The organism is Natronomonas aquatica (assembly GCF_024449025.1).
In the GTDB taxonomy this organism is placed as follows: domain Archaea; phylum Halobacteriota; class Halobacteria; order Halobacteriales; family Haloarculaceae; genus Natronomonas; species Natronomonas aquatica.
Genome location: NZ_JAHLKM010000030.1, coordinates 1 through 22,435, shown reverse-complemented (window position 1 = coordinate 22,435; position 22,435 = coordinate 1). Strand labels below are relative to the sequence as shown.

The following is a 22,435-nucleotide window of genomic DNA, read 5'->3' as shown; positions in this document are numbered from 1 at the left end:
TGCCAGTTGTCGTTCCAGACGTAATAGCAGTCACGTCTTTATCATATTGTCGTTGTGATATGTCATGCGACATTTAGCTGACCCTATTGGCACAAAGCGACGCCAAAAGTTAAGTGATGCGGTCACAAGGATATGGACATGCGCGGCTCACCGGAACTCAGCGCACGGCAGAAACGCGCCGAGCGGGGATCACGCCCCGTCGACGGTGGGTCGCGCGACCCCAGCAATGCAAGCTAACGATCTACGGCCGGATAAAAAATCCGGTCACGGCGCGGCGATCGACGTACAGGCACGACTCGAAATTATCGAGAGACAGCGCCGGATCATTCTGGAGGCCACCGACGACGACCGGCTGCGCCGCTGTATGCGCCTGCTCGGCTGTGATCTCGTCGCGACCCAGCGCGATTTTCAGCGCGCTTCGGAATTACCGGAAACCGCCCACGAAGGCCTATTGACGGGTGGCGCGGGTGATCGGGCATGAGCACCGACATCAACGTCGTTGTCGAACCGGGCACCGACAGCGCGGCCGGCGTCGGCGTTGTCCACGAACCGCACGCGAGTGGCCCGTTCGCCGAGTTCCGCGTCCTCCAGTTGTGGCCGGGCGGCGGCGCCGATGTGGTGCATGTCGGCGATCGCGAGGCCGCGCAGGCGCTCGTTGATGAACTCCAGGCGGCGATTGACGGTGATGCGGCATGAGCGACGGTGAGACGCCCGGAGACGGTGAAAGCAAAGACGGTGCCGGCGGCGTTCGGCCAGTTCCGCCGCACGTTCCGAACACGCCGGACGGTGATGGCGAATGACCGCCGAGAACCCCGAGCCGGCGGCCGACCGCGCGAACTCAACCCCGGACCCGGCGTGTTTTTGCGAACATGAGTGGATCGCCGCCGAGTTCCGTCGCCAGACCAACAGCGGGCCGTTTGCGGACGCCGACCGGCTCGTCGTTGAAACGATCCTCTGTGTCGACTGTGGGGCGACGGAAGCCGTCGATCTGGACGGTGATCGGGCATGAGCGCCGCGGAACCCGTCGAGCGAATCGGTGTAATCTGTGACGCGATCGAGGAGCCCGTTTCGCGAGACCTGCGCGCGAAAGCAGCACAACTCGCCCGTCGCGCGGAATATCAGCACCCGATGAATCGCTCGCCGAGCGTGACGGCCGCCAGCGCGGTGTATCTGGCCGGCCTCCTCGTCCACGAGAAGTTGACCCAACAGACCGTCGCCGACGCCGCCGAGGTAAACGTCCAGTCCATTCGAGACGGCTACCGCGAACTGTTCGAGCACGAGGACATCGCCGCGGGCGTCGAACTGCGGGACGGCCGCGGCGACGGCGAGGAGCCCGCCGGCGCAGCCGGTGGGTTTCACACCCCGCCGGCGCTGCGGATCGTTGGGTTCGCGTTGCTCACGGCCGCCGGTGTGGGCGTGGTGTCAGCCCACGTCATGCAGGACCTCGGCGTCCTGGCGCTGGCCGAGCCGACGCCGTTGAGCGAGTTGTGGCCGACAGTCGGCGCGATCGTCTTGCTGACCGTGCTCGTGGCGCTGGTGGTCCCGCTGTTGCCACAGTCCGGCCCCGGAGGTGGGCGGCTGTGAGCCAGTCCGACACCACCCCCGTCGACGACCGAACGCCGGAGCGGCCCGCCGATCCCCACGGGCTCATTCCCGAGTCCTTTTGGGAGCACTACGACAGCCTGCGCGAAGCCGAACGGGCCCCGAGCACGAGCGAGACCGCCGATGAGGACCGCTGCCCCGAGTGTCTGTCGGCGCGGACCCGCGAAAAGCGCGATCGGCTGCGCCGGCAGCCGAATCGGCGGCCGGAAGACTACAAATGCTTGAACTGCGCGAGCCATTTCGATCGGCCGCTGGCCCCCGGCGAGGATCACGGCCCCGGGCGGCAAATCGAATTGGGGGAGGTGGAGCGATGAGCGACGATGAACCCCCGGAACTCGGCGATGTCATGCAGTTCCCCGACGAACAGCGCGACGACGAGTACCGCTGGATCGTGCTGTTCGAGGATGATTATGAGAACGTCGCGATCGACGTCGACGGCAACGTGGGCGTCAAAGTTGACATCACCCAGACGGGTGAGCTCATGCGGCTGGCCGCCGAGTCGCTGGCCGCGCTGTCACATCGAGACGCCGTTGGCGATGATGTGCTTCGAGACATGGCCGAGCGGTTAGAACAGGAGGTCGATCCCGATGCCTGAAGTTGTCCACCAACACTTCTGGATCGGGCTCGCCTGGGGCGCGCTCGCGTCGCTCGCGATCGTGGCGCTGGGGTTGCTGCTCGCCGCCGGCGTGGGGGTGTGGCTGGGATGAGCGGAAACGACCTTTCACACCTTGCCCCGGAGCGACGCCAGCAGTGCGTGTTCCTCGCCAAGAAGTGGCAGATTCCGCGCGGCGAGGCGCTGATCCTACTTGAATCGGCGGCCGACACACGGCCACCAGCGGAGGGTGAATATGCCAACTGACGACACCCCACCGTGCCCCGATTGTGAGACGGACGTGCTCGTCGATCGCTACGCCGGCGGCCGCGAGTGGTTGTGTTACGGGTGCTCCAGAGCGTTCGACACGCCGGCGACGCACGACGCGCAGCGCGGGCGGCCCGGAGGTGAGCGGGCGTGAGTGACGAGAACCCGCTGGTTATTGACCAACCGCCGGCGATCGCGGTGATTGTGCTCGTAATCGGCGTGGTGTTGTATGCCGAGTACTACCGGCTGAAACAACGGCTGGCGGCGTGGTGGAACGGTGATCGCCCATGAGCACCCAGCCCACCCCGACCGCCCCGCGGCGCTGTCCGAAGTGTGGCGAGCCCTACGCCACCCGTGGCCCGGCCCGGCGGCTTGAGGCCGACGGCGTGGCCCTGGGGCGGTACTATCGGCACACCCACGCCGGCCGGGTGTTTCTGCACGAAATCGAGTGGTTTGACGAGTCGGAGAGCCGGCCGCCGATCGAGTCGTACCTGGGACTGGAGGGCGACGGATGAACCCCGCCGCGATGACCTACTGCAGCGAGTGTCACAGTTGGGTCGGCGCCGTTGGCGTGCATGACCCCGACTGTCCCGAAAAGGACGGTGATCGGGTATGAGCGGCGACGCCGACCCCCACCGCCGGGAGTCGCCCGTTGAAGGGCGCAAAGTTAAGACAGACGCGGCCGAAGCGAGACGCAACGCTACGCAAGTAAAAACCGCCGGGCGGGATCCCCGCCAAGAGATCGCCCGGCAAAACGACGCCCGTGATTCCAATATCGCAACCCGGAGCCATAAGTCTATCCGTCGGCTCACTGGCTCCCCGAGAGACGACAGCCGCGAACAGATGTATCGAGTGTGTCACGCCTGGCCGGGGCAGAGCCATGAGTGACGGTGCGTCGCTATGAAAGACCCCGAGGCGATCCCCGCGGCGCTGCGCGAGCGCGACCAGTGGCTCACCTGGGATAGCGCGACCGACCGCAAACAACCGTATTGGGGCGCGAAAAAGGTCTCGTGGTCCGATCCCGACAGTTGGCACAGTTTCGGCGAGGCGATGGCGAAAGCCGAGCAGCAGGATTCGTGGGGCGTCGGCTACGTCACGGCCGCGAACAACGACGCCGCGCCGATGGGCATTATCTCGGTGATTGACCTCGATGGCGCGGCCGACGAGCACGATACGCCGAAAGAGTGGGTCCCGTCGCTGGATGTCTTCGGCGAGCGGGACGCGTACGTGGAGTGGTCACAGTCCCACGACGACCCCGGCGATTCGGGGTTGCATATCCCCGTCGCGGGGGCGCCGCCGGCGTGGTTCCGCGACGTGGAGACCGACGGCGACCACGAGGGCATCGACCTGCTCGCGAACAAGTTTTGCATCTTTACCGGCGACCAACTGCGCGGGACGGGCGAGGAGATCCCCGGCTGGGACGACGAGCTCGAAGCGTGGCTCGCCGACGCCTACGAGAATCTGACCGGCGAGACAGCGCCGCCGCGCGAGGACGACCACGGCGGGACGTTCATGGACCCGGAAAAGGCGGGGTCGCACGACCACGACGGCGATTATGACGAGTTATCGCAAGCGCAGATCGAGGAAATGTTGTCACACATTCCCGGCAACCAGCATTTCAACGACTGGATTCGGACCGGCTACGCCGTCAAAAGTTGGGACGACGGATCGAAAGGCAAGCGCGTGTTTGAGTCGTGGGCGCAATCTAACTCGAAGTGGGAAGATCCAGAGAGCCAACGGCAGGTCGATTACATCTGGAACACGAACAAAAGCCGCAGCGGCGGGCAAGCGGCCACCGTCGGCACGCTGTGGCATTTCGCCGAACAGAACGGCTGGGAGCCGTCCTTCGGCGGTGATGAGTACGAGGGCACGCCGACGGCGCGGGAGCTTGTGGCCCGCCACAGCGACGCGTACGACGACGTGAGCGAGGTGCCGGAGGACATCTTCGAGGGTGGTGTTGACAGCGGTGAAATGGCGAAAGCACAGTTCGGCGACCCGGATGAATACGAGCCCGACACCGCCGAGACGGACGGCGGTGCGACCACGGCCAGCAGCGACGAGCACGGGCCAGATGGCGACGAGAGCGACGACAAGACCGACACGTCCGCCTCGGCCTGGGAGAACGTCTACGCCGCCTATGTCGGCGCTGAGGACGCCGATGAGCGCCTGCCAGCGCGGTACGAGGCGACCGAACAACTCGATACCGAGACCGCCTGGCGCGGCATCGTCGAGAACGATTCACTCTGGACCTACAAGCCCGAGAAAGGCATCTTCGAGGCCGACGGCGACGAGCGGGTGCGCGAAACACTCGTCGAGCACCTGCGCGAGCAGTTCAAGGCCCACGAGGTCCGCGAGATCGCCGAACAACTCCGCGGCCGCAACACGGTCTCGGAGACCTCGATGGGCGGCCCCGAGGGGTTGATCGCCGCCGAAAACTGCGTGATCGACCTACTCGACGAGGAGACCCACGAGCACAGCCCCGAGCATAACTTCATGAGTCGGCTCGGCTGCGAGTTCGATCCCGACGCCGGCTGCCCGCGCTGGCGGGCGTTCCTCCAAGAGGTTGTCGACTCCGATACCGACCGCCAGAAGCTCCAAGAGTTCGCCGGCTATTTCCTCCATCATTGGGAAATGCCGTATCACAAGGCGCTGTTCCTCGTCGGCCCGACGGCGAGCGGCAAATCAACGTTCCTCGATACCATCAACGCCATGCTCGGCGACGGGACCGCGGCGAGTCTGACACCGCAGCAGATGACCTCCGAACGCTTCGGCGGCGCGGAGTTGTTCAACAAGTGGGCGAACATCCGCAACGACATCCCCGCCGAGACCGTCGAGAACACCGGCGCGTTCAAGGAGATTATCGGCGGCGATCCGATCAAAGCCGAGGAAAAATACCAAGACCCGTTCATGTTCCGCCCGACGTCGAAACACGCCTTCAGCGCGAATCAACTGCCGGACGCGAACACCGATGATGAGGCGTTTTTCCGCCGGATTCTGTTGGTGCCGTTCCCCGAGACCGTGCCGAAAGCCGAGCGCGACCCGATGCTCGACGAGAAGCTACAGGACGAGTTATCGGGCGTGTTGAACTGGGCGCTCGAAGGGCTTCAGCGGCTCTTAGCGAACGGTGGGTTTACCGGCGACCGCAGCCCCGGTCGGACCCGCGAGACCTGGGAGAAGTGGGGCAACTCCGTCGATCGCTTCGCCAAGGTTGCGCTAGAGACGGGCAACGAGTCGGTGCCGAAAACGAAGGTTTACGCCGCCTACCTGGAATACTGCCGCCAAGAGTCGATGCCGAGTGAGACCCAGCACCTCATGACGCGAAAGCTCAAAACCGAAGGCTTCGAGGACGGGCGGACCTATGTTGACGGCAGCCAAGAACGAGTGTTCATGAACGTCGGCTGGACCTCCCGCGGCGAGGAGCTGCTTGAGCAGGCCCAGTCCCGCGGCGATCGCGGCGGTGACGGTGACGACTCAACACCGGCCGCCGGCGGCCTGAGTGGCTTCGGCAACTAAAACTCCAACTCGCCGCTTTTGCGGAGTCGCAGATTCTTGAAACAGCGCGTTCGCGTGGGGTTTGGTTCATCGGCCGAAAGGTAGACCCGGCCTGTCGCAACGCCGTCTACGTTCCCGATCTCCCGTGTGAACTTGTGTTGCGTTTCGACCTCATGCTCGGGATACACATCTTCGCAAAAACCGACATAGCGTTCATACAAGCGCCGCTTTGCGATCGGGTCCGCATCCGAATCAACGGCCAGCCGTGACTCAATGAAATCCTCCAGCGGCGCGTAGGTGTCCGGTTCTTCTTGCTCCGGTACTTCGAGACCGTCAAGCGCGCGCTGGCGGACGAACGCCGACATCGACTGGTCGGCGGCCGCTGCGGTTTGTCGAATCCGGCGTTTTTCGGCTTCCGAAACAGAGATCGCGACCTGTTTTGTTCTCTCTGCCATACAGGACAGTAGGACACAGGACACTTAACCTTTAGGTTACTCTGTCCTGGTGCTAAAAACAACGAGTATGGGCTGTCTGGCGGCCGTCTAAGTTTTCTTACAAGACAGTTGTTTTCTGCCTATCGTGCGTAAGCGTGTGCGTGTGCGTGTGTGCGCGCCCGCCCCCACGATAGGTGAGACAAAACCCTCTCGTATTTGAGTTGACATATCGAGGCTGCAAAAAACCGCTATTCTCGCCGCCCGAACACCCACCATGTCGCGCGCTCGACGAGCGAAGCGTCCTGGCGGTCTTTGCGCCGTTTCACGATCGCGGCCGTTTCCTGGTTCACCTCGTAGGCGTCGACGAGCACCTGTTTCTCATTCCGGAGTCGTTCGCGATCGCGCTGGCAGTCGGCGAGCTGCCGTTCGAGCGCGCGTACGCGGTCGGTTGCGTCGTGTTCACCTCGCGATTGCAGCGTGTTGCGGATGTACTCGGAGCGCGACACGCCCTGATTGCGGGCTTCGCGTTCTAACTCGGCGAGCAACCGGGTCGGCAATCGGACGGTGACGTTTTGCATGGCGGGCGTGTTCACCGTGCAATACAATGAAGCTACGGCAGTCAGGCGTCCGACGTGGCCTTTTACAGCAGATGGACGTCTAAACGAGATTATACGCATGACTGATTCAATCGACACCGACGCCATGACAGTACTGGATCGCCGGGGCTACGTTCGCCAGCCCGACACCGACATTCACGATCTCGCAAACCTGCTGTTCGACTTTGAACACGTCGTCCACGCCGAACCGTTTACCGACACCGGCGACCCGATGCTGGAGGTCACGTTTGACGACGAGGGTTGGCGCGACAGCGAGGCCGTGATTGATCTCCGTCGGTGTGCTGGCTTCGAGGTCAATCAAGTGCTGTTCCAGCGCGGCGAGATCCGCTTCGAGCCGGTGTAGCCCTGTCTGTGAACGCAAACCAGAACTAAGTACTATGACTGTACAACAGATCAGCTTCGAACGCACGCCATGGACGGAACAGCATATCACCGACGCCAAGAACGCCGACGACTGGCCGGCCGACGAGCTCCATGAAGTAGTACTCGACCCCGACGACATCACGCTGGAGGGCACGCCGGAGGGCTTTCGTTGGCTGTACGACTATCTGCATTACCTCAAACGGGCGTGGCGGATGGACGGCGAACAGACGGACGCTGACGTAGCCGAGTCGATGGCCGAAGTACTGTACGAGTTCGTCGACGAGATGCCGGACGAACGAGAGCGGCCGAAACAAGTACTGTGAGATGGCCGACGACCTCATGGATGCCCTCGGCGCGGCCGTCGAGCACAAGACCTGCGGCGTGTCGGGCTGTCAAACCAAGCCGATCGCCAACCGGAACGGCCGGCCGCTGTGTGCGAAGCATCGGGATCACTACGACCACAGCACGATGGGCGAGCCCTGCGAGCGTTGCGAGTCCCGGCAGTGGGTGCGAACGCCGGACGGGGCGAGCGAGGCGGTCTGTGCCGTCTGTGACTACGTGACCTACGACGCTGACAAGTTCAAGGACTCGTGGTAGCCCTGTCCGTGAACGCCGTTTCTGCACAGGGATCGGCGATTCCGCGATTGTATTAAAGAATTGACGTTACGGACAGCCTGTACAGCCGAAGACGGCGGCCGAATAGCGAAAACGCGAGGTTACCAGTTCTGCCGGCCGGTATCCACGACGCTATACCCAGGGTTCGAGGCCGAATCTCCCGGCTGCGCCGTCCGCTCGGCGAGCCACCCGACCTTCCCGCGCTCGCGGCGCAGCGCTTCGGGCGAGAACTCCGCGAGGTAGTGATTTCTGAATGTTTCCCAGTCGTCCCACCCGCCCCACTCCATCACGACCGACGGCAACACACCGGCTTCGAGCAGTCGCACGCCCCAGGAACGCCGGAGGTCGTGCGGGCCGACGTAGCGCCAGCCCTCGTCGCCGGACTCGGCGCGACAGCGGCCGCGGGCCCGTTGCACCCAGTCGTACAGCGTCGTCGAGTGCACGCCGACCAACGGCTCGTCGGGGTCGCGAGCCAACCCAAGCGCGAGCTGCGTCAACTCGGTCGGCGCGGGCACCTCGCGGTACTTGTCGCCCTTCCCGTCCCACACCCGCACGATCTGGCCGGTGTCGTTGCTCACGAGATCGGCGGCGGTCACATCGGCGACCTCTTGGCGCCGGAGGCCACAGCGGGCCATGAGTTGGAAGGCGATGTCCATCTCGGCGTGATTCGGGTCGGAGTGTTCGAGCAGCCTCGAGATTTCCGACTCGGAGAGCCAGACGCGCTTGCCGTCGCGGGTGTCGTAGTCTTTGAGTCTCATAGCGTCCGCATACCAAACGCTTCGGCGATTGGTTCGATGCGAAACTCATAGTTTATGTCTGCATTATCGAGTTGCGACGGGCCGGCGTCTTTGATACAGTCGCCACAGAATGGCTCCTCATACTCAACACCACCAACGCCCTCTGTCCATGTCTCAAAGCGCCAGAACTCGGCTTCGTCGCCACACTCGTAGCAATCAAACGGGTTACTCATCCCCGCCGAACACCTGCTTCAACTCCCGCAGTTGTTCGGCTTCGCGGGCGTGCACGATCTCTTGTTCGGGGAGTTCGTCGACAAGCGCCTCGGCCAGTTCGAGCATACTACTCTCGTCCGGCACGACGAGCGTGCTGCTGTCTTTGAACGCTGGCGGGTCGTAGCGTTCGATCTGCACACCACCAGTCGGCTCGTGTTCGGTTATCTCGATTCCGCTACCAATTTCGCGGGGTTGTTGCGTCCCCATAATCTCACATTTGACCTGACAAATCATAAAAGACCGCCCTGAAAGACACCGAAAGGACCGGCTAAGTAGCGTCAAATACTCTCGAAGGGGGGATTCGCGGGGCTCAGTCGGTGTAGCCCAGCGCTTGCAGTTCGGCCTGCACGTCCCGCACGCCGTCGGCCGAAACCTCCGGCTCGGGCATCGCGGCGCTTTCGACCCGCGCCTGCCGAATCCAGTCGGCCACCTCAAAGACGTGTTCGATCGCCTCGACCGGCGCGGGATCATCGCTCGCGACGGTCGCATAGTGCTCGTGCGTGCCTTCCTGAATCCCGTGGTCGGAGATCGCCAGCACGGTCGCGTCGGCGGGCACAACCGATCGCACCGTCTCGGTGATGCCCGCGGCGACCTCGTACCACTCGCGAACGAACTGATCGCCGAGCGCCGGCTGGAGATGGCCGACGGTATCGAGCAACCCGAACCAACACCACACCAGCGGCTCGCCGGCGGTGATCGCCGCTGTGGTCTCGCCGACGCGCTGGCCGAGTTCGCGGCCGAGTTCGTGGTACAGCGTTTCTCGATCGACGCCGGGCGCCATGCCGTTATCGAGGGACTTGTCGGGTTCGATCGTCGCCCACAACGCGTCCCGGTTGCCATCCAGCCCGCGGGCGCGGTCCCGTTCGGTCTCGTAGTTCGGGATACTGATTGCCCGGCCGCCGCCGTCGAACACCGTCGAGATGTCGTTGTCGTGGTAGTACGCCGGCGTCTTGGCATCGAGGCCGACGCCCTGTTCGCGCAACCGCTTGCCGAGCCACGCCTGGAGGTCGTCGGGAATGGTGTTCGTCGCCAGCCGACTGCCGGCCCGCAGGATCGAGGAGTTCCACGCGACGCCGTTCTCGGTGGCCGCATGAATCCCGTGTTCGGCCGGCGCGACGCCGGTAATCATCGAGGGCCACAGTTCGCGGGTGTGTGGGTCGTCGATCACGTCGTTGACGTGCGTGTCGATGCGCTGTCGGTGGTCGCCGAACGCCTCGGCGACGCCGAAGCGGCCCATCAGTTCGATGTCGAGCCCGTCCCACCCGAGGACGATGATCGGCCCGGTCATGCGATTCCCACCCGTTCGAGGCCGCGTTTGAGCCGCACCCACACTGGCGCGGGCGTGGTCTGTTTGACGAGGTTGAAGGCGTCGGACTTGAGGCCGTGGTCGTGCACCGTCGCCCAGTCGGCTCGCGCGCCCGGTTCGACGTGCTCGATCCCCCACTTCTCGGCGAGGATGTCCCGGTCGACGTGCCCGCTGCCGCGCTGGCTCTCTCGATACTCGGCGTTGATGTTGCGATCATGGCGGATCAACACGGTCGGCGTGCTGGCAAAGTCCCACGCGCCGAGCTGGCGATGGGCGTAAAAGAAATCGAAATGCTCGGTGCTGCGGACGTCGGGATCGTAACTGTAATCTTCGTAGATCGCCGTTCGGAACAAGCCCGCTTGCGGAATAAAATCGAACCGCGCGAACGGCACCGGGTCGTGTTCCAGATCGACGCCGCTGGCTTCTTTGATCGCCGAGTCGCCGACGGTTTCGAGATCCCGTGCGCCGGCCCGGACCGCCCGATCTTCGAGCAGCCACCCCGACACGCCGCCGAGGTCCGAGTGGGCTTCAAGGATCGCCCGCAGCGTCCGCAGGTCGCCGCCGTCGACGAACGCCATATCACAATCACCGACCCACAGATACGGCTCACTGCAAGTGTCGACGATCGCGGCGCGACACGCCCCGATGCCGTCGTCATGTTCGAGGGCTATCACGTCGAGGCTGAACGGCCACGACCGATCATACACGTCGCGGTCGCGGTCGTCGGGCGGGCCGTTCTCGGCGACATACGCCGTCTCAACGTAGGACGGGACGGATTCAAGGAACTGCCGCAGCGCCGTCTCGCGGGAGTAGATCGGCACCCCGACAGCGAGTTGCTTATCTGTCGCTGACATACGAGAACCAACGGCGGAGCGGGGGATAAGAGGCCACTCGCGGGTTACCGCCGCCCACCCCGAACGATCGAGCGCACCTGCAACCCGACGTACCCCACCGCGAACCCGGGCACGCCGAGTTCAAGCCCCTGCACCCACCACGCGACGGGCACGCCGGAGCGGTGGATCGTCTTCGCCGTCGCGGTCGCGGTCCAAAACGCCAACTGAAGCAACTGCCGGGTCATCGTGTCCATGACCCGCCACGGACTCCAGTCGACGACGTTGGCCGGGTGGTCGGCGATCGGCGACGCCCCGGCGCTGAGGTTCGTGATCGGTGTGCCCGTCTCGTCAACCACGGGCTCGTCGATGCGGTCGTCGCCGACGTACAGATAGCCGGTGTCGTAGTCCATCGAGAGGCTGGCCTGCGCTGCCGAGTCGGTCTGATCGGCGACCACGACGCCGAGCACGGCGCCAGCAAGCACGACGACGAGCAGCATCCCGCCGGAGAGCCGGATCATGACTCATCACCCCGCTCAAGCAGCCAGCCAACGACACCCGCCAGCAGCGACCCGAACCAGACCCCGGCCATGAAGACGGCGATCACCACCATCACCTGAAACGGCCGGACAAGCGCCCCGACCCGATCAACCCGCCCCATCAGCGCCAACTCGTTGAGCACGACGGCAAAGAGCGCGAGCACGACGAGCGAAAAGCCCCACAGCCACACGCGGGCAAAGCTGTCGTGGATCGTTTCGAGCGTGTCACGCAGCCACAGCGCCCGGTTCGGATAGTCGTCGGTCATGCGTTGTCACTCTTCGCGATCGCCGTTTCGTCGAGATAGCCGTTCTCAAGAAGCCACATATAAAAATCGTAGAACTTCGACCACCCGAACCTCTCATTATCAGAACGGCGCTTGGGTGGCATGTAGCCGAACTCATCCCACTCGTCTCGCCCGAACTCGTCGGGTGCGTTTAGATCTATTCGACTGCCGTACGTGTCCGCGGTGTACTCGGCGTAGAGTGACGCGAAGGTATGTTCGCTCACGCCCCGACCACCCCAGTGACTCGATCGCGCACACGCGCGCTCACGCGACGGAGGTCATGGCCACCGTCGGGGTGCCACTCTCTGCCGGGCCGTTCGTCGGGAAAGATGCAGCGGATCACAGCCAGTCGAACCCGTGGCGTCAGGATCACGGCCAGCCAGCCCACGGTGAACGCCGTCGCGATCGCCGTCGCCAGCTCGGGATCGAGGCCGTTCGTTTCGAGGCCGATGGCGATCGACTGCCACAGCCCCGCCGGGACGAGGAGGAGCACGTATGTCGTCGCCAACTGTCCCGGCTGGCCGGTCCAGATCACCGATAGAACACCTCTTTCGGGCGTTCGCGATGGCTTTGGGGCTTGATTGATCTCCCACCGTTAACGCGTATGTATATATCTATAGTCGCCTCTATGCAGTTACTAACGGTCATTATCGGTCACGGTTTGCTATTTGCCGAACTCTCGATGGATCAAGGTCGATCGTCGGCAAGCGAGCGATGTCACCGCCGCTCATCGGCGTTTCATTATACAATGCAGCGATCCAACCGTCGCGTTCCTTCTGCCGCTCGTCTTTCCGGGCCTTCTCGATCCGCTCTTCTACCTCAGACTCCCGAACCCAATCGCCACTGTGGCCGCCGTCGAGCAGGTCGTTCTTCGCGGCATCGAGGTTCTGAAACGCTGACCACTCGTCGACGTTCGGCCACTCGATCCACTGCATTGTTTTATAATACAGTTGCCGCTTCGTGTTGTGGATGTGTTTTTTGTAGACTTTCGCCTTCCCACGCCGCTCGACGTTAATCCAGTAGTCGGCCAACCGCTCGAAGCGGCTGTCAATCTCTTCGGGGCTGGGTAGGTTCACGATCCCGATGATCTCTCTGACACGCGCCATCTGCCACTTCTGCGTGGCGTCGACGTTCTTGTTCGTCTGCGCCCGCCGGGCATCGAACTGTTCGGCTTCGTCCATGATCGCGACCGATCCCTTTTCGAGCTTCTTGTAGAACTCAAGGAACTCCTCGGGCTCGTTCGTCACCTTCGCCGCACTGAAGCCAGCCTCTGAGGTATCAAGCAAATACCCAAGAAACACCGAGAGGTTTGTCTTCCCGACGCCGGTTTGTCCGTCCTTGGCTGTCAGCAGGATCTTCGCGTCCCGGCCCTCGCGCTTTCGTTTGGCGATGTCCTGAAAGAACTCGCCCTTGAGACCGCCGGGAAGCGACCGGGATGGTTCAACTGCCATTCTTGTATTCCTCCAACGTATCAATGACGCGGCCGGTGATGTCGTCCGGCGCGTCTTCGATCGCGTCTTCTTGGTTACGTGCGCTGGCGAGTGTCACGAGGTCGCTTTCGTCGAACTCGCTTGTTTCGGGGTTCTCTGGCACATCCGCGCCGAAATCAAGTTTGTCGGCAAGGTCGTCAAGCTCCTCGCTCAACTCAATTAGGTACCAGCCGCTGAGGTCGTCAACCGCCGGGACGCTTTTGACAGTTCTTTTTTCACCAAGCCGTTTTGAATCAGTGATAACGTCTTTCTCCCGACCGAGGCGTTCTCTGATGGGAGAGACATCGGGGAAGTCGTCTTCCGAGAGGATCGGTTTGTTTCGGTATTGGTACAACGAGTCCCAAACTTGCATTATGACAGTGGCGATATACCGCTTCGTCTGTGGGTCGAACTGCCCGCCCGTGCCTTCGCCCCACCATTGGTCGCGAATTTTTTGCAGCCTACCCAGCCGTTCTTGAACCCGTTGGTCTGCCTTATTCCCACCGGGCGGATCGTCATCACTCATCGAGATCACCCGTTTCGATACTGATCCATACGCCGTCGGCGTGGGTCTCGACGCGCACCGTGTCGCCGGCTTCGATGTCGTGGATGTCTGCGGCCAGTTTTGTCAGATTTACATACAAGGACCTACCATTTGGCTGCACCCTCCGATCGGCCGCACTCAGCGGTTCGCCACCGTCCGTTTCTGCGGTTTTAAGCTCTTGCAAGGCATCGCAGTTAGGTGGCCGTGCCATATTGGCGTTAAGGTAGATGTACACATAAGTGGCCATTCTGATACAAATTCTATTCACAGAGTTACCGATTCGTTTTAGTAGTCCATCGGCAACGGGCGGGTATGGCATCAGCAGCCATGTCGTCGTCGCCGGCGATGCAAACGGGGGCGGCGGCCGTTGACCGACTCGAACGGAAAACCGGTGTATCGGAAGCGGCGATCATGCGAGCTGTGCGCGTCATCGGTGGCGCGCTCATCGCGATCGCCATGATTACCGTCGTACTCTCGGAGGTCTTCGCCCTCGATGCGGTGAACGTCTCCAGCGGGCCGTTCTCCGGGGTGTACGACACGCTCACGACGACGGGACCGGCCGCTCTCACACTTTTGGTGGTGGGTCTCATCGTGCTCGCTGCGAATAATATAATGGGCCTATTCGGCGGCGGCGGCTTCTAACGCGGCCGAATTCGGGCAGTACCGTTTTTTGAACACTAGCGAACCGGAGACAGACACATGCGAGGATCAATCTGGACGATCGCCGCCGCCGGGATTACGTTGGGGTTGCTCCCGGCGCTGCTCGACGTGTCGCCAAGCGACGACACCGGCCAGGCGGCGATTGATCTTACGTCGGCGATCGGGCCGATTATCGGGTTGATGTTTTTCGTTGGCGTCCTTGCGGTCGTCGTCTCCGTGATTACGAGCGACGGATTCTGACATGCTGCTGGCACACTACTACGCTGGCGTCCTGGGCGCGGGCGCGCTCACGGCCGCGTGGCTGTTTCGCCCGTCCGATCGGACGGCTGTCACGTCGCTGTCGGCGTTCGTGCTCTGGACGCTCTTGGCCGTCTTCGGCGCCGATACCGAGACGTACGCCGATAGTGCGGCGAGCGTCCAGACCGTCAATAACACGACGCTGGCGGTCCCGCAGGGCGAGCAACTCGTCGCGGCGCCGCTGCCGACCGAATTTCGACTGCTCGCGCTGTTGTGGGCGCTGCTGTCGGTGCTCGCGTTCATCCTCTACACGCTCGGCGTCTATCCGCCGGACGATGCAACCGGCGACGAACCGACGGAGGCCAACTCATGAACGACAACGAACAGGAATTTCTTGACGCGAAGGAGGAACAGAACCTGCGGGCACGGGGCCAAGAGGTCGGCCTTCGGGCCGCAGCGGAACAGAAACAGCGTACGGTTCACAACGCGAACTTTCTGAACGAGCTGCGCGACCCGGATGTCGACCCCGAGGGCGACGAGTTCGATTTCTCGCCCGAAAACCAGTTCAAAGAGTGGTTCTCCGGCGCCCACGCCGTGACCAACCGCGGCGACGACTGGGACATGCAAGCCGATCTCATCATGCAGAACAAACGCGAGCGGGCCGTCGCCGAACGGCGGCCGGGTCGCTTGCTTCGCGATCGGCCGTTCCTGCTCGCGGCGATGAAAGGCGCCGACTCCCCGCCCGCCGAAGCGTACGAACGCGAGGACATTCCCGGCGACAAGGAGTATTGGACGGCTAAGACGGCCGTGCTCGATACGGCGACGGAGCCGGTCACGTCCGCACAGTTCAGCAAAATCTACGGCTCGGCCGAGGTCGCCGCCGATCTGATGGCGCTGTCGCGGAACGGGGCCGGGCTCGATAGCGTCTCGACGGTCAAAACCGAGACCACGACCCGACGTGAGCAAGAGGAAGAAGGCACGGCCAGCCGTGTCGGGAGGATCCTCGAATGAGCGACGCTGCTGAGACCAACGGCCACGGCGGCACCGAGACACCCCCCGAGTCGGACGACACAGCCGAACGGCACGAAACCAACCGCCTCGGCCGCGCCGGGGCGTGGCTCCTGACGACCATCCCGAAGCCGATCATCGGGTTTCGGGAAACGCTGTTCAAGCGCATGGCGGTCAAAAGCCTCGAAAACTACTACAAAGCCTCGGGCGGCGACGCACTCGGCATCAACGCCCAACCCGGCCAGCGAATCGAGTTTGAGCCGATCAAATACCGAACCCCGGAGGAAACGGACGAGGGCGAAAAGCCGGGCTGGAAGGTCAAGGGCCGCGATAAGGTCTGGCACCCCGGCCGCGACGGCAATAGCGTCGATTACCTGGGCCGCGCGCCGGCTGTCCTGCTCGACGACGACGACCACGCACAGGCCGGCTGGCTCAAACCGCGGATCGGCGAAGCGATCGACTTGGATAACTATTTCCCGGTGTTCACGAACCCGACGTTCCGCTGTACGCTGGAGTACGGCGACGACACCGCGGCCGATGTCACCAACGGTGCGATCCCCGACGGCGGATACGCCGACAAGCCGATCGACTTTGAGTTGGACGGTGTTGAGGAAGCGGGCGAGTGGCTCGGCGACACCGTGATCGACATCGACAGCGGCGACGGCTACGACGGCATGCGAATCTCGGCCCGGAAGGCCGCCCAATGGCGGGCCGAAGAAACCGACTCCGAGCACATGCAAATGCAGGAGGACCGTGGGTATATCCGCGGGCTCGCCAACGGCGACGAAGGGCCGGGCATCATCAAACTGCTGTTGATCTGTGCCGGGATCATCCTCGGGACGCTCGCGATCGTCCTGCTGGGGCCGAAACTGCTCGGTAGTGGTGGCGGCGGCGGCTCGCTGCCGTCGCTCATGGTCAACACACTCGGCACGGTCGGGGCGATCTGACGATGTTCGGCGCGTATATTCGCGCCGTGCTCACCATCGGCATCGCAGTCTTAGCCGCAGCGATCCTCGAAACCGTCGGCGGGTTTTTGCTGCCCCATGTCGGGCCACAGAACGGCTATTTGTACAAAGCGTTCAACGGCGTGATCGAGAACGCGCTCTTTATCATGCTCGTCGGCATCGCGGCGGCGCTCATCGCCCGCTCCGTCGTTGAGTCAAAATCGGGGGTGCGATAGATGGCGACATGGCAGCGGATCGGCGTCGCGGTGGTGTGGACGCTCTCGCTCATGGTTGGCGGGCTGGTGTACCAGCGCGTGTTCGTCGAGCAACTGTTACCCCTGATTGACCGTTCGAGCCGGTGGGCTAACGCCGTGATCTGGGCCGATCGGATCGCGCCGCTGGTGCTCGTGATGCTCGCGTTAGCGATCTGGGCGTGGGTGATCGCCGGCGCGGTGCAGGACGAACGCACGGTCGATCGCCGGAGGCGAGTGCGATGATCCCGAGCGTCCGCCGCGAGCACGTCGCCGCGGTGCTCGTCGTGGTAATCCTGCTCGGCGGGCCGCTGGGGTCGGCGCTGGCCGCGACGCTGACGCACTCCTCGACGGCCGGCGTCACGTACGTCACGAACGACGGTCTCGAAGTGACGCTCACCGACGACCGGGAGGTCGAAGCCGTCCCGTTCGCGGACGATCAAACCTTTAGCGACGGGAACCTCACGGTGTCGGCGCCCGGCAGCGCACAGATCGGCGTCGGGGACGGGGCCTATTCGGGCTCCGAAATCACCGTCACCGATGTCGATGCCACCACGCCGATCACGGTGAACCGCTCGGACTTGAACCGCGAGTTCACCGTCGAGAGCGGCGACGTGAACACGCTCCAGGTGCGCGATTACGCGATTGACAACGGCTCGACAGACTTCGCGTATGATTCGAGCAACGGCTTTACGATCACACTCACGGGCCTGCCGAACGTCGGCGCGGCGGTCGTCGATACCGGCACCGGCGACGTGCTCGATGATACCGTGGTCGGCAGCGACGGGACCGCGACGTTCGACTTGCCGAGCGGGACGAAAAATATCGAACTCAAGACGGTGCCGAGCGAGTTGCAGGTCCGCAACGAAGTCAAGCCCGACGAACTGATCGACAACAGTAACGTAACGCTCCGGGCGCGCTTTTTCGGCGAATCGGATACCGTCGTCGAGCGCAACGTCACCAACGGCACGGTCGATCTGTCGGGGCTGCCGGCCGATCAAGAATTTATCGTCACGGTGCGGGAGGACAACGCGGACTTCACCTATCGCCGGATTTTGATTGAGAACATCGTCGAGACGCAGGAAATCTACCTGCTCCCGACGGACGAGCCCTCCGCGGAAGTGAGATTCGAACTCAACGATCAAACCGACCGCTTCGGGGCCGACACGAAGTTGATCGTCGAAAAGCCGATCACGCGGAACGGCCAGACCGAATATAGAACGATCTCGGGGGATTACGTCGGCGCCGACGGGCGCTTCCCGACCATTCTGGTCGATAGCCAGCGGTACCGAATCCGCGTCGAGAACGAGGCCGGCGAGCAGCGGATTCTCGGCAGCTACGTCGTGCAGGGCGCCGACCTCGCGCGGCTGACGATCGGCGACGTGGAGTTCACGGCCGATGTGTCGGAGGGCGCGGCCATGCAGGCCAGCCTGCGGAAAGCGCCGGACGGGGCGAGCCACAACGACGAACTGCGGTTGGTCTATCTCGACCCGGAGGGCCAGACCGACTCGATCACGATCACCGTCGAGGATCAGGACGGCAACCAACTCCGCCCGGAGACGACCGAAACGCTCGACGGCCAGACGGATCGCTACGTCGAGACCTACCCGCTCAACACGTCGTTCGATCCCGAGGAGGACACGGCGACGGTGACGGTCGAAGCCCAGCGGGGGCTCGAAACCGTGACCTTCGAGGAACGGCTCGGCGACGTGCCGCCGATCGACTTTGCGCCGATCCCGCCGCAGGTGCTTGAGTTGATGGGCTTCGTCTCCATCCTCGCCATCATCGGGCTGCTCGTGATCGTCAAGCCGAGCATGGCGGCGCTGGTCGGGTCGGGCTACGCCGGCCTGCTGACGCTCGTCGGCGTGGTTCCGATTCCGATGCCGGCGGTCGTGCTCGCGGGGTTGGTCTCGGTGCTTGTGACCGTCGGCACGTCAGGGAGGTTACGATAATGCAAACGAAAGGTGTGCTCGGGTTGGTCTTGGCGTTCGGCCTCGCCTTCGCGCTGTTGTCGGGCTCCGGCATCGGCGCCGCGGTGTTCGGCGAGTCGCCGGGGGACGCCGAGACCACCCGCACGATCGACGAAGTGGCGAATCAATCAAGCGTCGACGAAAGTGACGAGGGCGGGTTACAGAGCGACGTGACCGGCGACAACGAGCCGACGCTGGTGGGGTTGGCGATCTCCGGCGGGAAGTTCCTCGTCGGCCTCGTGGGCGCCGTCGCGCTGTTGCCGCTCACGCTGATGAACCTCGGCTTCCCCGCCTATTTCGCGCTGCCGGTGGGGGGCATCGCCCAGATCATCGCCTTCGTCGGCCTCGTGCAGTTCACGAGAATAGGTGAGTTGAAATGATCGCACAGATCATCCTCCAGAGCCAGAACCTCAACGACTCGTCGCTGTCGTGCTTTGCGAACGGCACGCAGGGCAACGCGACCCAGTGCGTCATCGACGGGACGTTCGCCGCCGGCCCGTCGCCGACGTTGATCGGCTTGCTACTCGCGGGCACGCTGCTTACGTCGCTGCACATCGCCGGCGACGGCACGGTCGTCGTCCCGGCGGTCGTGACGATCCTGCTCGGGTCGTCGTTGATCGCGCTGCTGCCACCGCAGTACGTCACCTTAGCGTATACGGTGACGGTCGTCGGCGTGACCGTCGCGGCGTTTGCGGCCTATCAGCGGTTTACGACGCGAGGGGAGTTCTAACCATGTCAACACTCAACCAGTACAAAGAATCACTCCGAAGTATTGACCCCCGAACAGCAGCGATCGGCTGGCTGTCGGCGATCGGCGCGGTGTTCGGCGTCGCGTCGCTGGCGACGTTGTATGCGTGGTTTATCATCCTCGTGAACGATGTGCTTGTTCGCACCGGCGTCGAGTTCGGCCCGCAAGCAGCCGCGATGAACCAGGCGCTGCTCATGTACCCGTGGGTTGGATTGATGGGCTACGCCGCCGCGAACGCGGCGTCGGTGTTCGGCGATCGCGAATACAGCGGCTGGCGGTGGGCCAAAGCCGCGATCGGCGCTGCCGTGCTCGTTACGGCAGCATACCTGTACCTAATCGACTTCGGAGTGGTCGCACCATGACCCGCCGCCTCACCCAACTCGCGGGCGTGTGCTCGCTCCCGCCGACGCTCGCGCATGAGGCGACGCATTGGGCGATCGCCCGACTCGGCACGCCGGACGCCGAGATCGCGGTCGAAGTCACGGGCGGGCGGGCGCTGGCGGCGTGGCCGCCGCTGGAGAGTCGTGCGCTGCGCGTGTTCGCGTTTCTCGGCCCGACGGTGTTCGGGTCGATGCTCGCGCTCGTGTGGCTGTTCAGCGGCATTCCCGTCGATGGCTGGCGGCTCATCATGGCCGTCGGGCTGGCGATTTATTCGGTGCCCAGCGCGCAGGACGTACGGGGCGCGTTGGGACTGCAAGACGTGCAACAGGAGGCTTCAGACTCATGAGAGACAACCTTCGCAGACAAGCAGCAGAACAGCAAATCGGCGGGAAGACACGGCTGCGTGATTTCGAGGGCGTCGGCGATACGACCCTTCGAGAAATGCGGAGCAAGGGCTTCCGGAACCTCGAAGACGTGCAAAGCGCGACCGTGAACGAACTCGCCGAGGTCGACGGGATCGGCCAAACGAAAGCCGAACGGATCAAAGAGCAAGCGCCGCGGGACACGTCCCGAAGCCGAACCAGCGGGAGCGTAAGCGCCGCTGGTATCCGTTCTCCGGTCGGTGATTTCAGAGTCGGGCTGGGAGATAAAGACCGCGTTGATGCGCGGCACACGACCCGAACACGCGGCGACAACGCCGTTCGGACGGATAACCGACGCCGGGCACCGATCACGACAGACGAGGACAAATGGAAAGAGAACCCCGGACGGTTCGACTACCCCGGCGTGGACACGCCGACGGACGATCCACAACTCAAGCGGATGGACATTCGGCGCGGCGATGTTGAACGCGATGATCTGACAAGGCGCGGAAAAAACTTTCTCGACGAGATACAATCGCTGAAAGACAAGCAGGAAAGACGCCAAAGCGCCGATTTCTCAGCCAGCGGCAACGATATGTTCCTCTCAGATGAGCAAGCAGCCGCCGGACTGGATGACAGCGACTTAGGGCGTGAACTGTTCCAAGCACAAGCAGTCGAAAGCGATGTGTCGTTGAGCCCCGGCGAGGCGTTCGATGGTGTCGGCACCGGCGGACGGGCAAATCGAAGCGGCGGCGATGTACCCGTGACGGATCGGTTTGGCCGCTTTGACAAAGACCCGGAGCAAGAACAACAAGAACTGGATCGGATCGCGGCTGAAAAGGCAAGCAGCGGCATGCCGAAAAGCGTGATCGAATCATTCGCCGGCGGAGAGGAAGCAGACATGGCGTTCGCGCAAGCCGAGCAGGAACGCGCGAACGATGATAAAGACATGTTCGACATCACAGAAGTGATGGGAGGTCGTTGATGCCCGAAAACCAACCAACCACCGACCGCGCCCGCCGGCTCGACGCCGTCCAAAGCGGCCAGCGTGAGACGGCGATCGAACGCCGGGATTCGGGCGTCAGGGGTGGGGGTCAGGACCGAAATGTCCCGTCCCGCAGCCGCCAAAACCGGGCGGCGCGTGAGATCGCCAACGAGATCGACGTTTCTCGTGAGGGCGTCGGCACGGTCGACCGCCTGGAGGGGCTCGACGTGTTCCTCCGCAGTTCCGGCACCGAGCAGTTCAGCGAGAACGTCACCGACGGGTTCGCCGGCGAAGCGGATTTCGTGCAGCCGAGTGACGTGAACCCGAACGTCGACCCCGAAGCGATCAGCGCCGACCCAGCGGTCGCGCCGGGGCGGCGTGACGACGTGGCCGCGCGGGCGCGGCGTCGGACGGCGAGTGACGCCGCCTACATCCAAGCCGAGGACTTGAACGCCGAGGTCGGCCCGCGCGGCGTCTCGGAGCTGGGCGTCGCCGCCGGCCGCCGCGACGACGTGGCGATGCGGGCGGCCCAGGGGCTCGCGAGCGAGTCGCCCTTCGCCGAGCCCGGCGACTTCGGCATCGACGTGGGCGAGAGCGGGATCACCGACGCCGGGCTGACCGACACGGGCGAGCGGCGCGTCGTCGCCCGCCAGTTCGAGAGCGAAACGCCGCTGTCGAACGTTGACCCCAGCGCGGGCCTGGCGGCGGCCGGCGACGGCTTCGAGCTGGCCGGCACCGCCGACGACCGGCTGGCGGCCCGCCGCTTCGAGTCCGACATCGGCACCTTCGGGAGCGGCGAGTTAGACCCCGAGTCGGACATCCGCGACACCGACGAGGGCTTCGCACTCGCCGAGGGGGCGCGCCGGCAGGTCGCCGCCGCCCGCCTCGACGAGCAGGTCACCGAGACCGACGTGGGGCCGGGCGA

The 22,435-nt window shown here is 63.7% G+C and carries 41 protein-coding genes; 28 read left to right on the top strand and 13 right to left on the bottom strand.

The features are described 5' to 3' along the window. Positions 1–226: 226 nt before the first annotated feature. The 11 genes from KM295_RS14470 (at position 227) to KM295_RS14420 (ending at position 5,974) form a co-directional block, all read left to right on the top strand. Positions 227–481: a hypothetical protein gene (locus KM295_RS14470; protein WP_256030699.1), complete on the top strand. Its 255-nt coding sequence runs from the start codon at positions 227–229 to the stop codon at positions 479–481. Continuing rightward, entirely contained in the window at positions 478–696 is a 219-nt protein-coding gene (locus KM295_RS14465) for a hypothetical protein (protein WP_256030698.1), read from the top strand. The genes KM295_RS14470 and KM295_RS14465 overlap by 4 nt, the downstream gene beginning before the upstream one ends. Before the next feature lie 100 nt (positions 697–796). Then, positions 797–1,009 carry a hypothetical protein gene (locus KM295_RS14460; protein WP_256030697.1) on the top strand — a complete coding sequence of 71 codons (213 nt, stop codon included), beginning with the start codon at positions 797–799 and terminating at the stop codon, positions 1,007–1,009. After that, complete coding sequence (locus KM295_RS14455; RefSeq protein ID WP_256030695.1) at positions 1,006–1,584, top strand: transcription initiation factor IIB family protein; 579 nt, start codon at positions 1,006–1,008, stop codon at positions 1,582–1,584. The genes KM295_RS14460 and KM295_RS14455 overlap by 4 nt, the downstream gene beginning before the upstream one ends. Next, entirely contained in the window at positions 1,581–1,916 is a 336-nt protein-coding gene (locus tag KM295_RS14450; protein WP_256030694.1) for a hypothetical protein, read from the top strand. The genes KM295_RS14455 and KM295_RS14450 overlap by 4 nt, the downstream gene beginning before the upstream one ends. Beyond that, on the top strand, positions 1,913–2,197 hold the full coding sequence (locus KM295_RS14445; RefSeq protein ID WP_256030693.1) for a hypothetical protein: 285 nt from the start codon (positions 1,913–1,915) through the stop codon (positions 2,195–2,197). The genes KM295_RS14450 and KM295_RS14445 overlap by 4 nt, the downstream gene beginning before the upstream one ends. 108 nt (positions 2,198–2,305) lie before the next feature. After that, positions 2,306–2,461, top strand: coding sequence for a hypothetical protein (locus KM295_RS14440; protein ID WP_256030692.1), 156 nt, complete (start codon positions 2,306–2,308; stop codon positions 2,459–2,461). Further along, the gene (locus KM295_RS14435; RefSeq protein ID WP_256030691.1) at positions 2,451–2,615 is read left to right on the top strand and encodes a hypothetical protein; all 165 of its coding nucleotides are present in this window, start codon (positions 2,451–2,453) and stop codon (positions 2,613–2,615) included. Before KM295_RS14440 ends, KM295_RS14435 begins: the two co-directional genes overlap by 11 nt. Beyond that, entirely contained in the window at positions 2,612–2,752 is a 141-nt protein-coding gene (locus tag KM295_RS14430) for a hypothetical protein (RefSeq protein WP_256030690.1), read from the top strand. Before KM295_RS14435 ends, KM295_RS14430 begins: the two co-directional genes overlap by 4 nt. Continuing rightward, positions 2,749–2,976, top strand: a complete 228-nt coding sequence (locus KM295_RS14425) for a hypothetical protein (RefSeq protein WP_256030689.1) — start codon at positions 2,749–2,751, stop codon at positions 2,974–2,976. Before KM295_RS14430 ends, KM295_RS14425 begins: the two co-directional genes overlap by 4 nt. A gap of 385 nt (positions 2,977–3,361) precedes the next feature. Further along, on the top strand, positions 3,362–5,974 hold the full coding sequence (locus tag KM295_RS14420; RefSeq protein WP_256030688.1) for a phage/plasmid primase, P4 family: 2,613 nt from the start codon (positions 3,362–3,364) through the stop codon (positions 5,972–5,974). Here the strand turns inward: KM295_RS14420 and KM295_RS14415 are convergent. Then, a complete protein-coding gene (locus KM295_RS14415; protein WP_256030687.1) occupies positions 5,971–6,408 on the bottom strand; it encodes a plasmid mobilization protein in 438 nt (145 codons plus the stop codon). The genes KM295_RS14420 and KM295_RS14415 overlap by 4 nt on opposite strands. 227 nt (positions 6,409–6,635) lie before the next feature. Continuing rightward, on the bottom strand, positions 6,636–6,965 hold the full coding sequence (locus KM295_RS14410; RefSeq protein WP_256030686.1) for a ribbon-helix-helix protein, CopG family: 330 nt from the start codon (positions 6,963–6,965) through the stop codon (positions 6,636–6,638). Between the two features lie 97 nt (positions 6,966–7,062). On the opposite strand from KM295_RS14410, the gene KM295_RS14405 reads away from it, so the two are divergent. Genes KM295_RS14405 through KM295_RS14395 form a run of 3 tightly spaced genes read left to right on the top strand, consistent with a single transcriptional unit; the run spans position 7,063 to position 7,964 of the window. Then, on the top strand, positions 7,063–7,347 hold the full coding sequence (locus KM295_RS14405) for a hypothetical protein (protein ID WP_256030685.1): 285 nt from the start codon (positions 7,063–7,065) through the stop codon (positions 7,345–7,347). 34 nt (positions 7,348–7,381) lie between these two features. Beyond that, positions 7,382–7,690: a hypothetical protein gene (locus tag KM295_RS14400; protein WP_256030684.1), complete on the top strand. Its 309-nt coding sequence runs from the start codon at positions 7,382–7,384 to the stop codon at positions 7,688–7,690. Between the two features lies 1 nt (position 7,691). Further along, entirely contained in the window at positions 7,692–7,964 is a 273-nt protein-coding gene (locus tag KM295_RS14395; protein WP_256030682.1) for a hypothetical protein, read from the top strand. Positions 7,965–8,083: 119 nt separating this feature from the next. On the opposite strand, the gene KM295_RS14390 is transcribed toward KM295_RS14395, so the two are convergent. The 11 genes from KM295_RS14390 to KM295_RS14340 form a co-directional block, all read right to left on the bottom strand. Further along, on the bottom strand, positions 8,084–8,740 hold the full coding sequence (locus KM295_RS14390) for a tyrosine-type recombinase/integrase (protein ID WP_256030681.1): 657 nt from the start codon (positions 8,738–8,740) through the stop codon (positions 8,084–8,086). Between the two features lie 204 nt (positions 8,741–8,944). Then, positions 8,945–9,199 carry a hypothetical protein gene (locus KM295_RS14385; protein ID WP_256030680.1) on the bottom strand — a complete coding sequence of 85 codons (255 nt, stop codon included), beginning with the start codon at positions 9,197–9,199 and terminating at the stop codon, positions 8,945–8,947. Between the two features lie 103 nt (positions 9,200–9,302). Further along, the gene (locus tag KM295_RS14380; RefSeq protein WP_256030679.1) at positions 9,303–10,280 is read right to left on the bottom strand and encodes a hypothetical protein; all 978 of its coding nucleotides are present in this window, start codon (positions 10,278–10,280) and stop codon (positions 9,303–9,305) included. Further along, complete coding sequence (locus tag KM295_RS14375; protein WP_256030678.1) at positions 10,277–11,152, bottom strand: hypothetical protein; 876 nt, start codon at positions 11,150–11,152, stop codon at positions 10,277–10,279. The genes KM295_RS14380 and KM295_RS14375 overlap by 4 nt, the downstream gene beginning before the upstream one ends. 44 nt (positions 11,153–11,196) lie before the next feature. Continuing rightward, positions 11,197–11,649, bottom strand: a complete 453-nt coding sequence (locus tag KM295_RS14370) for a hypothetical protein (RefSeq protein ID WP_256030677.1) — start codon at positions 11,647–11,649, stop codon at positions 11,197–11,199. Further along, positions 11,646–11,933, bottom strand: coding sequence for a hypothetical protein (locus KM295_RS14365; protein ID WP_256030676.1), 288 nt, complete (start codon positions 11,931–11,933; stop codon positions 11,646–11,648). Before KM295_RS14365 ends, KM295_RS14370 begins: the two co-directional genes overlap by 4 nt. Then, on the bottom strand, positions 11,930–12,175 hold the full coding sequence (locus KM295_RS14360; RefSeq protein WP_256030675.1) for a hypothetical protein: 246 nt from the start codon (positions 12,173–12,175) through the stop codon (positions 11,930–11,932). Before KM295_RS14360 ends, KM295_RS14365 begins: the two co-directional genes overlap by 4 nt. Then, positions 12,172–12,486 (bottom strand): hypothetical protein, encoded by a 315-nt coding sequence (locus tag KM295_RS14355; protein WP_256030674.1) that lies wholly within the window; start codon positions 12,484–12,486, stop codon positions 12,172–12,174. The genes KM295_RS14360 and KM295_RS14355 overlap by 4 nt, the downstream gene beginning before the upstream one ends. Before the next feature lie 112 nt (positions 12,487–12,598). Then, positions 12,599–13,402 carry a P-loop NTPase family protein gene (locus KM295_RS14350; protein ID WP_256030673.1) on the bottom strand — a complete coding sequence of 268 codons (804 nt, stop codon included), beginning with the start codon at positions 13,400–13,402 and terminating at the stop codon, positions 12,599–12,601. Next, positions 13,392–13,946 carry a hypothetical protein gene (locus tag KM295_RS14345; RefSeq protein ID WP_256030672.1) on the bottom strand — a complete coding sequence of 185 codons (555 nt, stop codon included), beginning with the start codon at positions 13,944–13,946 and terminating at the stop codon, positions 13,392–13,394. The genes KM295_RS14350 and KM295_RS14345 overlap by 11 nt, the downstream gene beginning before the upstream one ends. Next, the gene (locus KM295_RS14340; RefSeq protein WP_256030671.1) at positions 13,939–14,175 is read right to left on the bottom strand and encodes a phage tail protein; all 237 of its coding nucleotides are present in this window, start codon (positions 14,173–14,175) and stop codon (positions 13,939–13,941) included. Before KM295_RS14340 ends, KM295_RS14345 begins: the two co-directional genes overlap by 8 nt. A gap of 101 nt (positions 14,176–14,276) precedes the next feature. Between KM295_RS14340 and KM295_RS14335 the strand changes: the two genes are divergently transcribed. The 14 genes from KM295_RS14335 to KM295_RS14270 form a co-directional block, all read left to right on the top strand. Continuing rightward, a complete protein-coding gene (locus KM295_RS14335) occupies positions 14,277–14,606 on the top strand; it encodes a hypothetical protein (protein ID WP_256030670.1) in 330 nt (109 codons plus the stop codon). 57 nt (positions 14,607–14,663) lie between these two features. Next, positions 14,664–14,864 (top strand): hypothetical protein, encoded by a 201-nt coding sequence (locus KM295_RS14330; RefSeq protein ID WP_256030669.1) that lies wholly within the window; start codon positions 14,664–14,666, stop codon positions 14,862–14,864. A gap of 1 nt (position 14,865) precedes the next feature. Continuing rightward, positions 14,866–15,234, top strand: a complete 369-nt coding sequence (locus KM295_RS14325; protein ID WP_256030668.1) for a hypothetical protein — start codon at positions 14,866–14,868, stop codon at positions 15,232–15,234. Further along, positions 15,231–15,872, top strand: coding sequence for a hypothetical protein (locus KM295_RS14320; RefSeq protein WP_256030666.1), 642 nt, complete (start codon positions 15,231–15,233; stop codon positions 15,870–15,872). Before KM295_RS14325 ends, KM295_RS14320 begins: the two co-directional genes overlap by 4 nt. Then, positions 15,869–16,816 carry a hypothetical protein gene (locus tag KM295_RS14315; RefSeq protein WP_256030665.1) on the top strand — a complete coding sequence of 316 codons (948 nt, stop codon included), beginning with the start codon at positions 15,869–15,871 and terminating at the stop codon, positions 16,814–16,816. The genes KM295_RS14320 and KM295_RS14315 overlap by 4 nt, the downstream gene beginning before the upstream one ends. 2 nt (positions 16,817–16,818) lie before the next feature. Continuing rightward, a complete protein-coding gene (locus tag KM295_RS14310; protein ID WP_256030664.1) occupies positions 16,819–17,049 on the top strand; it encodes a hypothetical protein in 231 nt (76 codons plus the stop codon). Next, a complete protein-coding gene (locus KM295_RS14305) occupies positions 17,050–17,310 on the top strand; it encodes a hypothetical protein (RefSeq protein WP_256030663.1) in 261 nt (86 codons plus the stop codon). Beyond that, positions 17,307–19,016 (top strand): hypothetical protein, encoded by a 1,710-nt coding sequence (locus KM295_RS14300; protein ID WP_256030662.1) that lies wholly within the window; start codon positions 17,307–17,309, stop codon positions 19,014–19,016. Before KM295_RS14305 ends, KM295_RS14300 begins: the two co-directional genes overlap by 4 nt. After that, positions 19,016–19,414, top strand: coding sequence for a hypothetical protein (locus KM295_RS14295; protein WP_256030661.1), 399 nt, complete (start codon positions 19,016–19,018; stop codon positions 19,412–19,414). The genes KM295_RS14300 and KM295_RS14295 overlap by 1 nt, the downstream gene beginning before the upstream one ends. Continuing rightward, complete coding sequence (locus KM295_RS14290) at positions 19,411–19,764, top strand: hypothetical protein (RefSeq protein ID WP_256030660.1); 354 nt, start codon at positions 19,411–19,413, stop codon at positions 19,762–19,764. Before KM295_RS14295 ends, KM295_RS14290 begins: the two co-directional genes overlap by 4 nt. 2 nt (positions 19,765–19,766) lie before the next feature. Next, complete coding sequence (locus tag KM295_RS14285) at positions 19,767–20,144, top strand: hypothetical protein (RefSeq protein WP_256030658.1); 378 nt, start codon at positions 19,767–19,769, stop codon at positions 20,142–20,144. Then, positions 20,141–20,509, top strand: a complete 369-nt coding sequence (locus tag KM295_RS14280) for a hypothetical protein (protein ID WP_256030657.1) — start codon at positions 20,141–20,143, stop codon at positions 20,507–20,509. Before KM295_RS14285 ends, KM295_RS14280 begins: the two co-directional genes overlap by 4 nt. Next, on the top strand, positions 20,506–21,510 hold the full coding sequence (locus KM295_RS14275) for a helix-hairpin-helix domain-containing protein (RefSeq protein WP_256030656.1): 1,005 nt from the start codon (positions 20,506–20,508) through the stop codon (positions 21,508–21,510). Before KM295_RS14280 ends, KM295_RS14275 begins: the two co-directional genes overlap by 4 nt. After that, positions 21,510–22,435 (top strand): hypothetical protein (locus KM295_RS14270; RefSeq protein ID WP_256030655.1); only part of this gene is annotated, 926 nt, incomplete at its 3' end. The genes KM295_RS14275 and KM295_RS14270, both read left to right, overlap by 1 nt.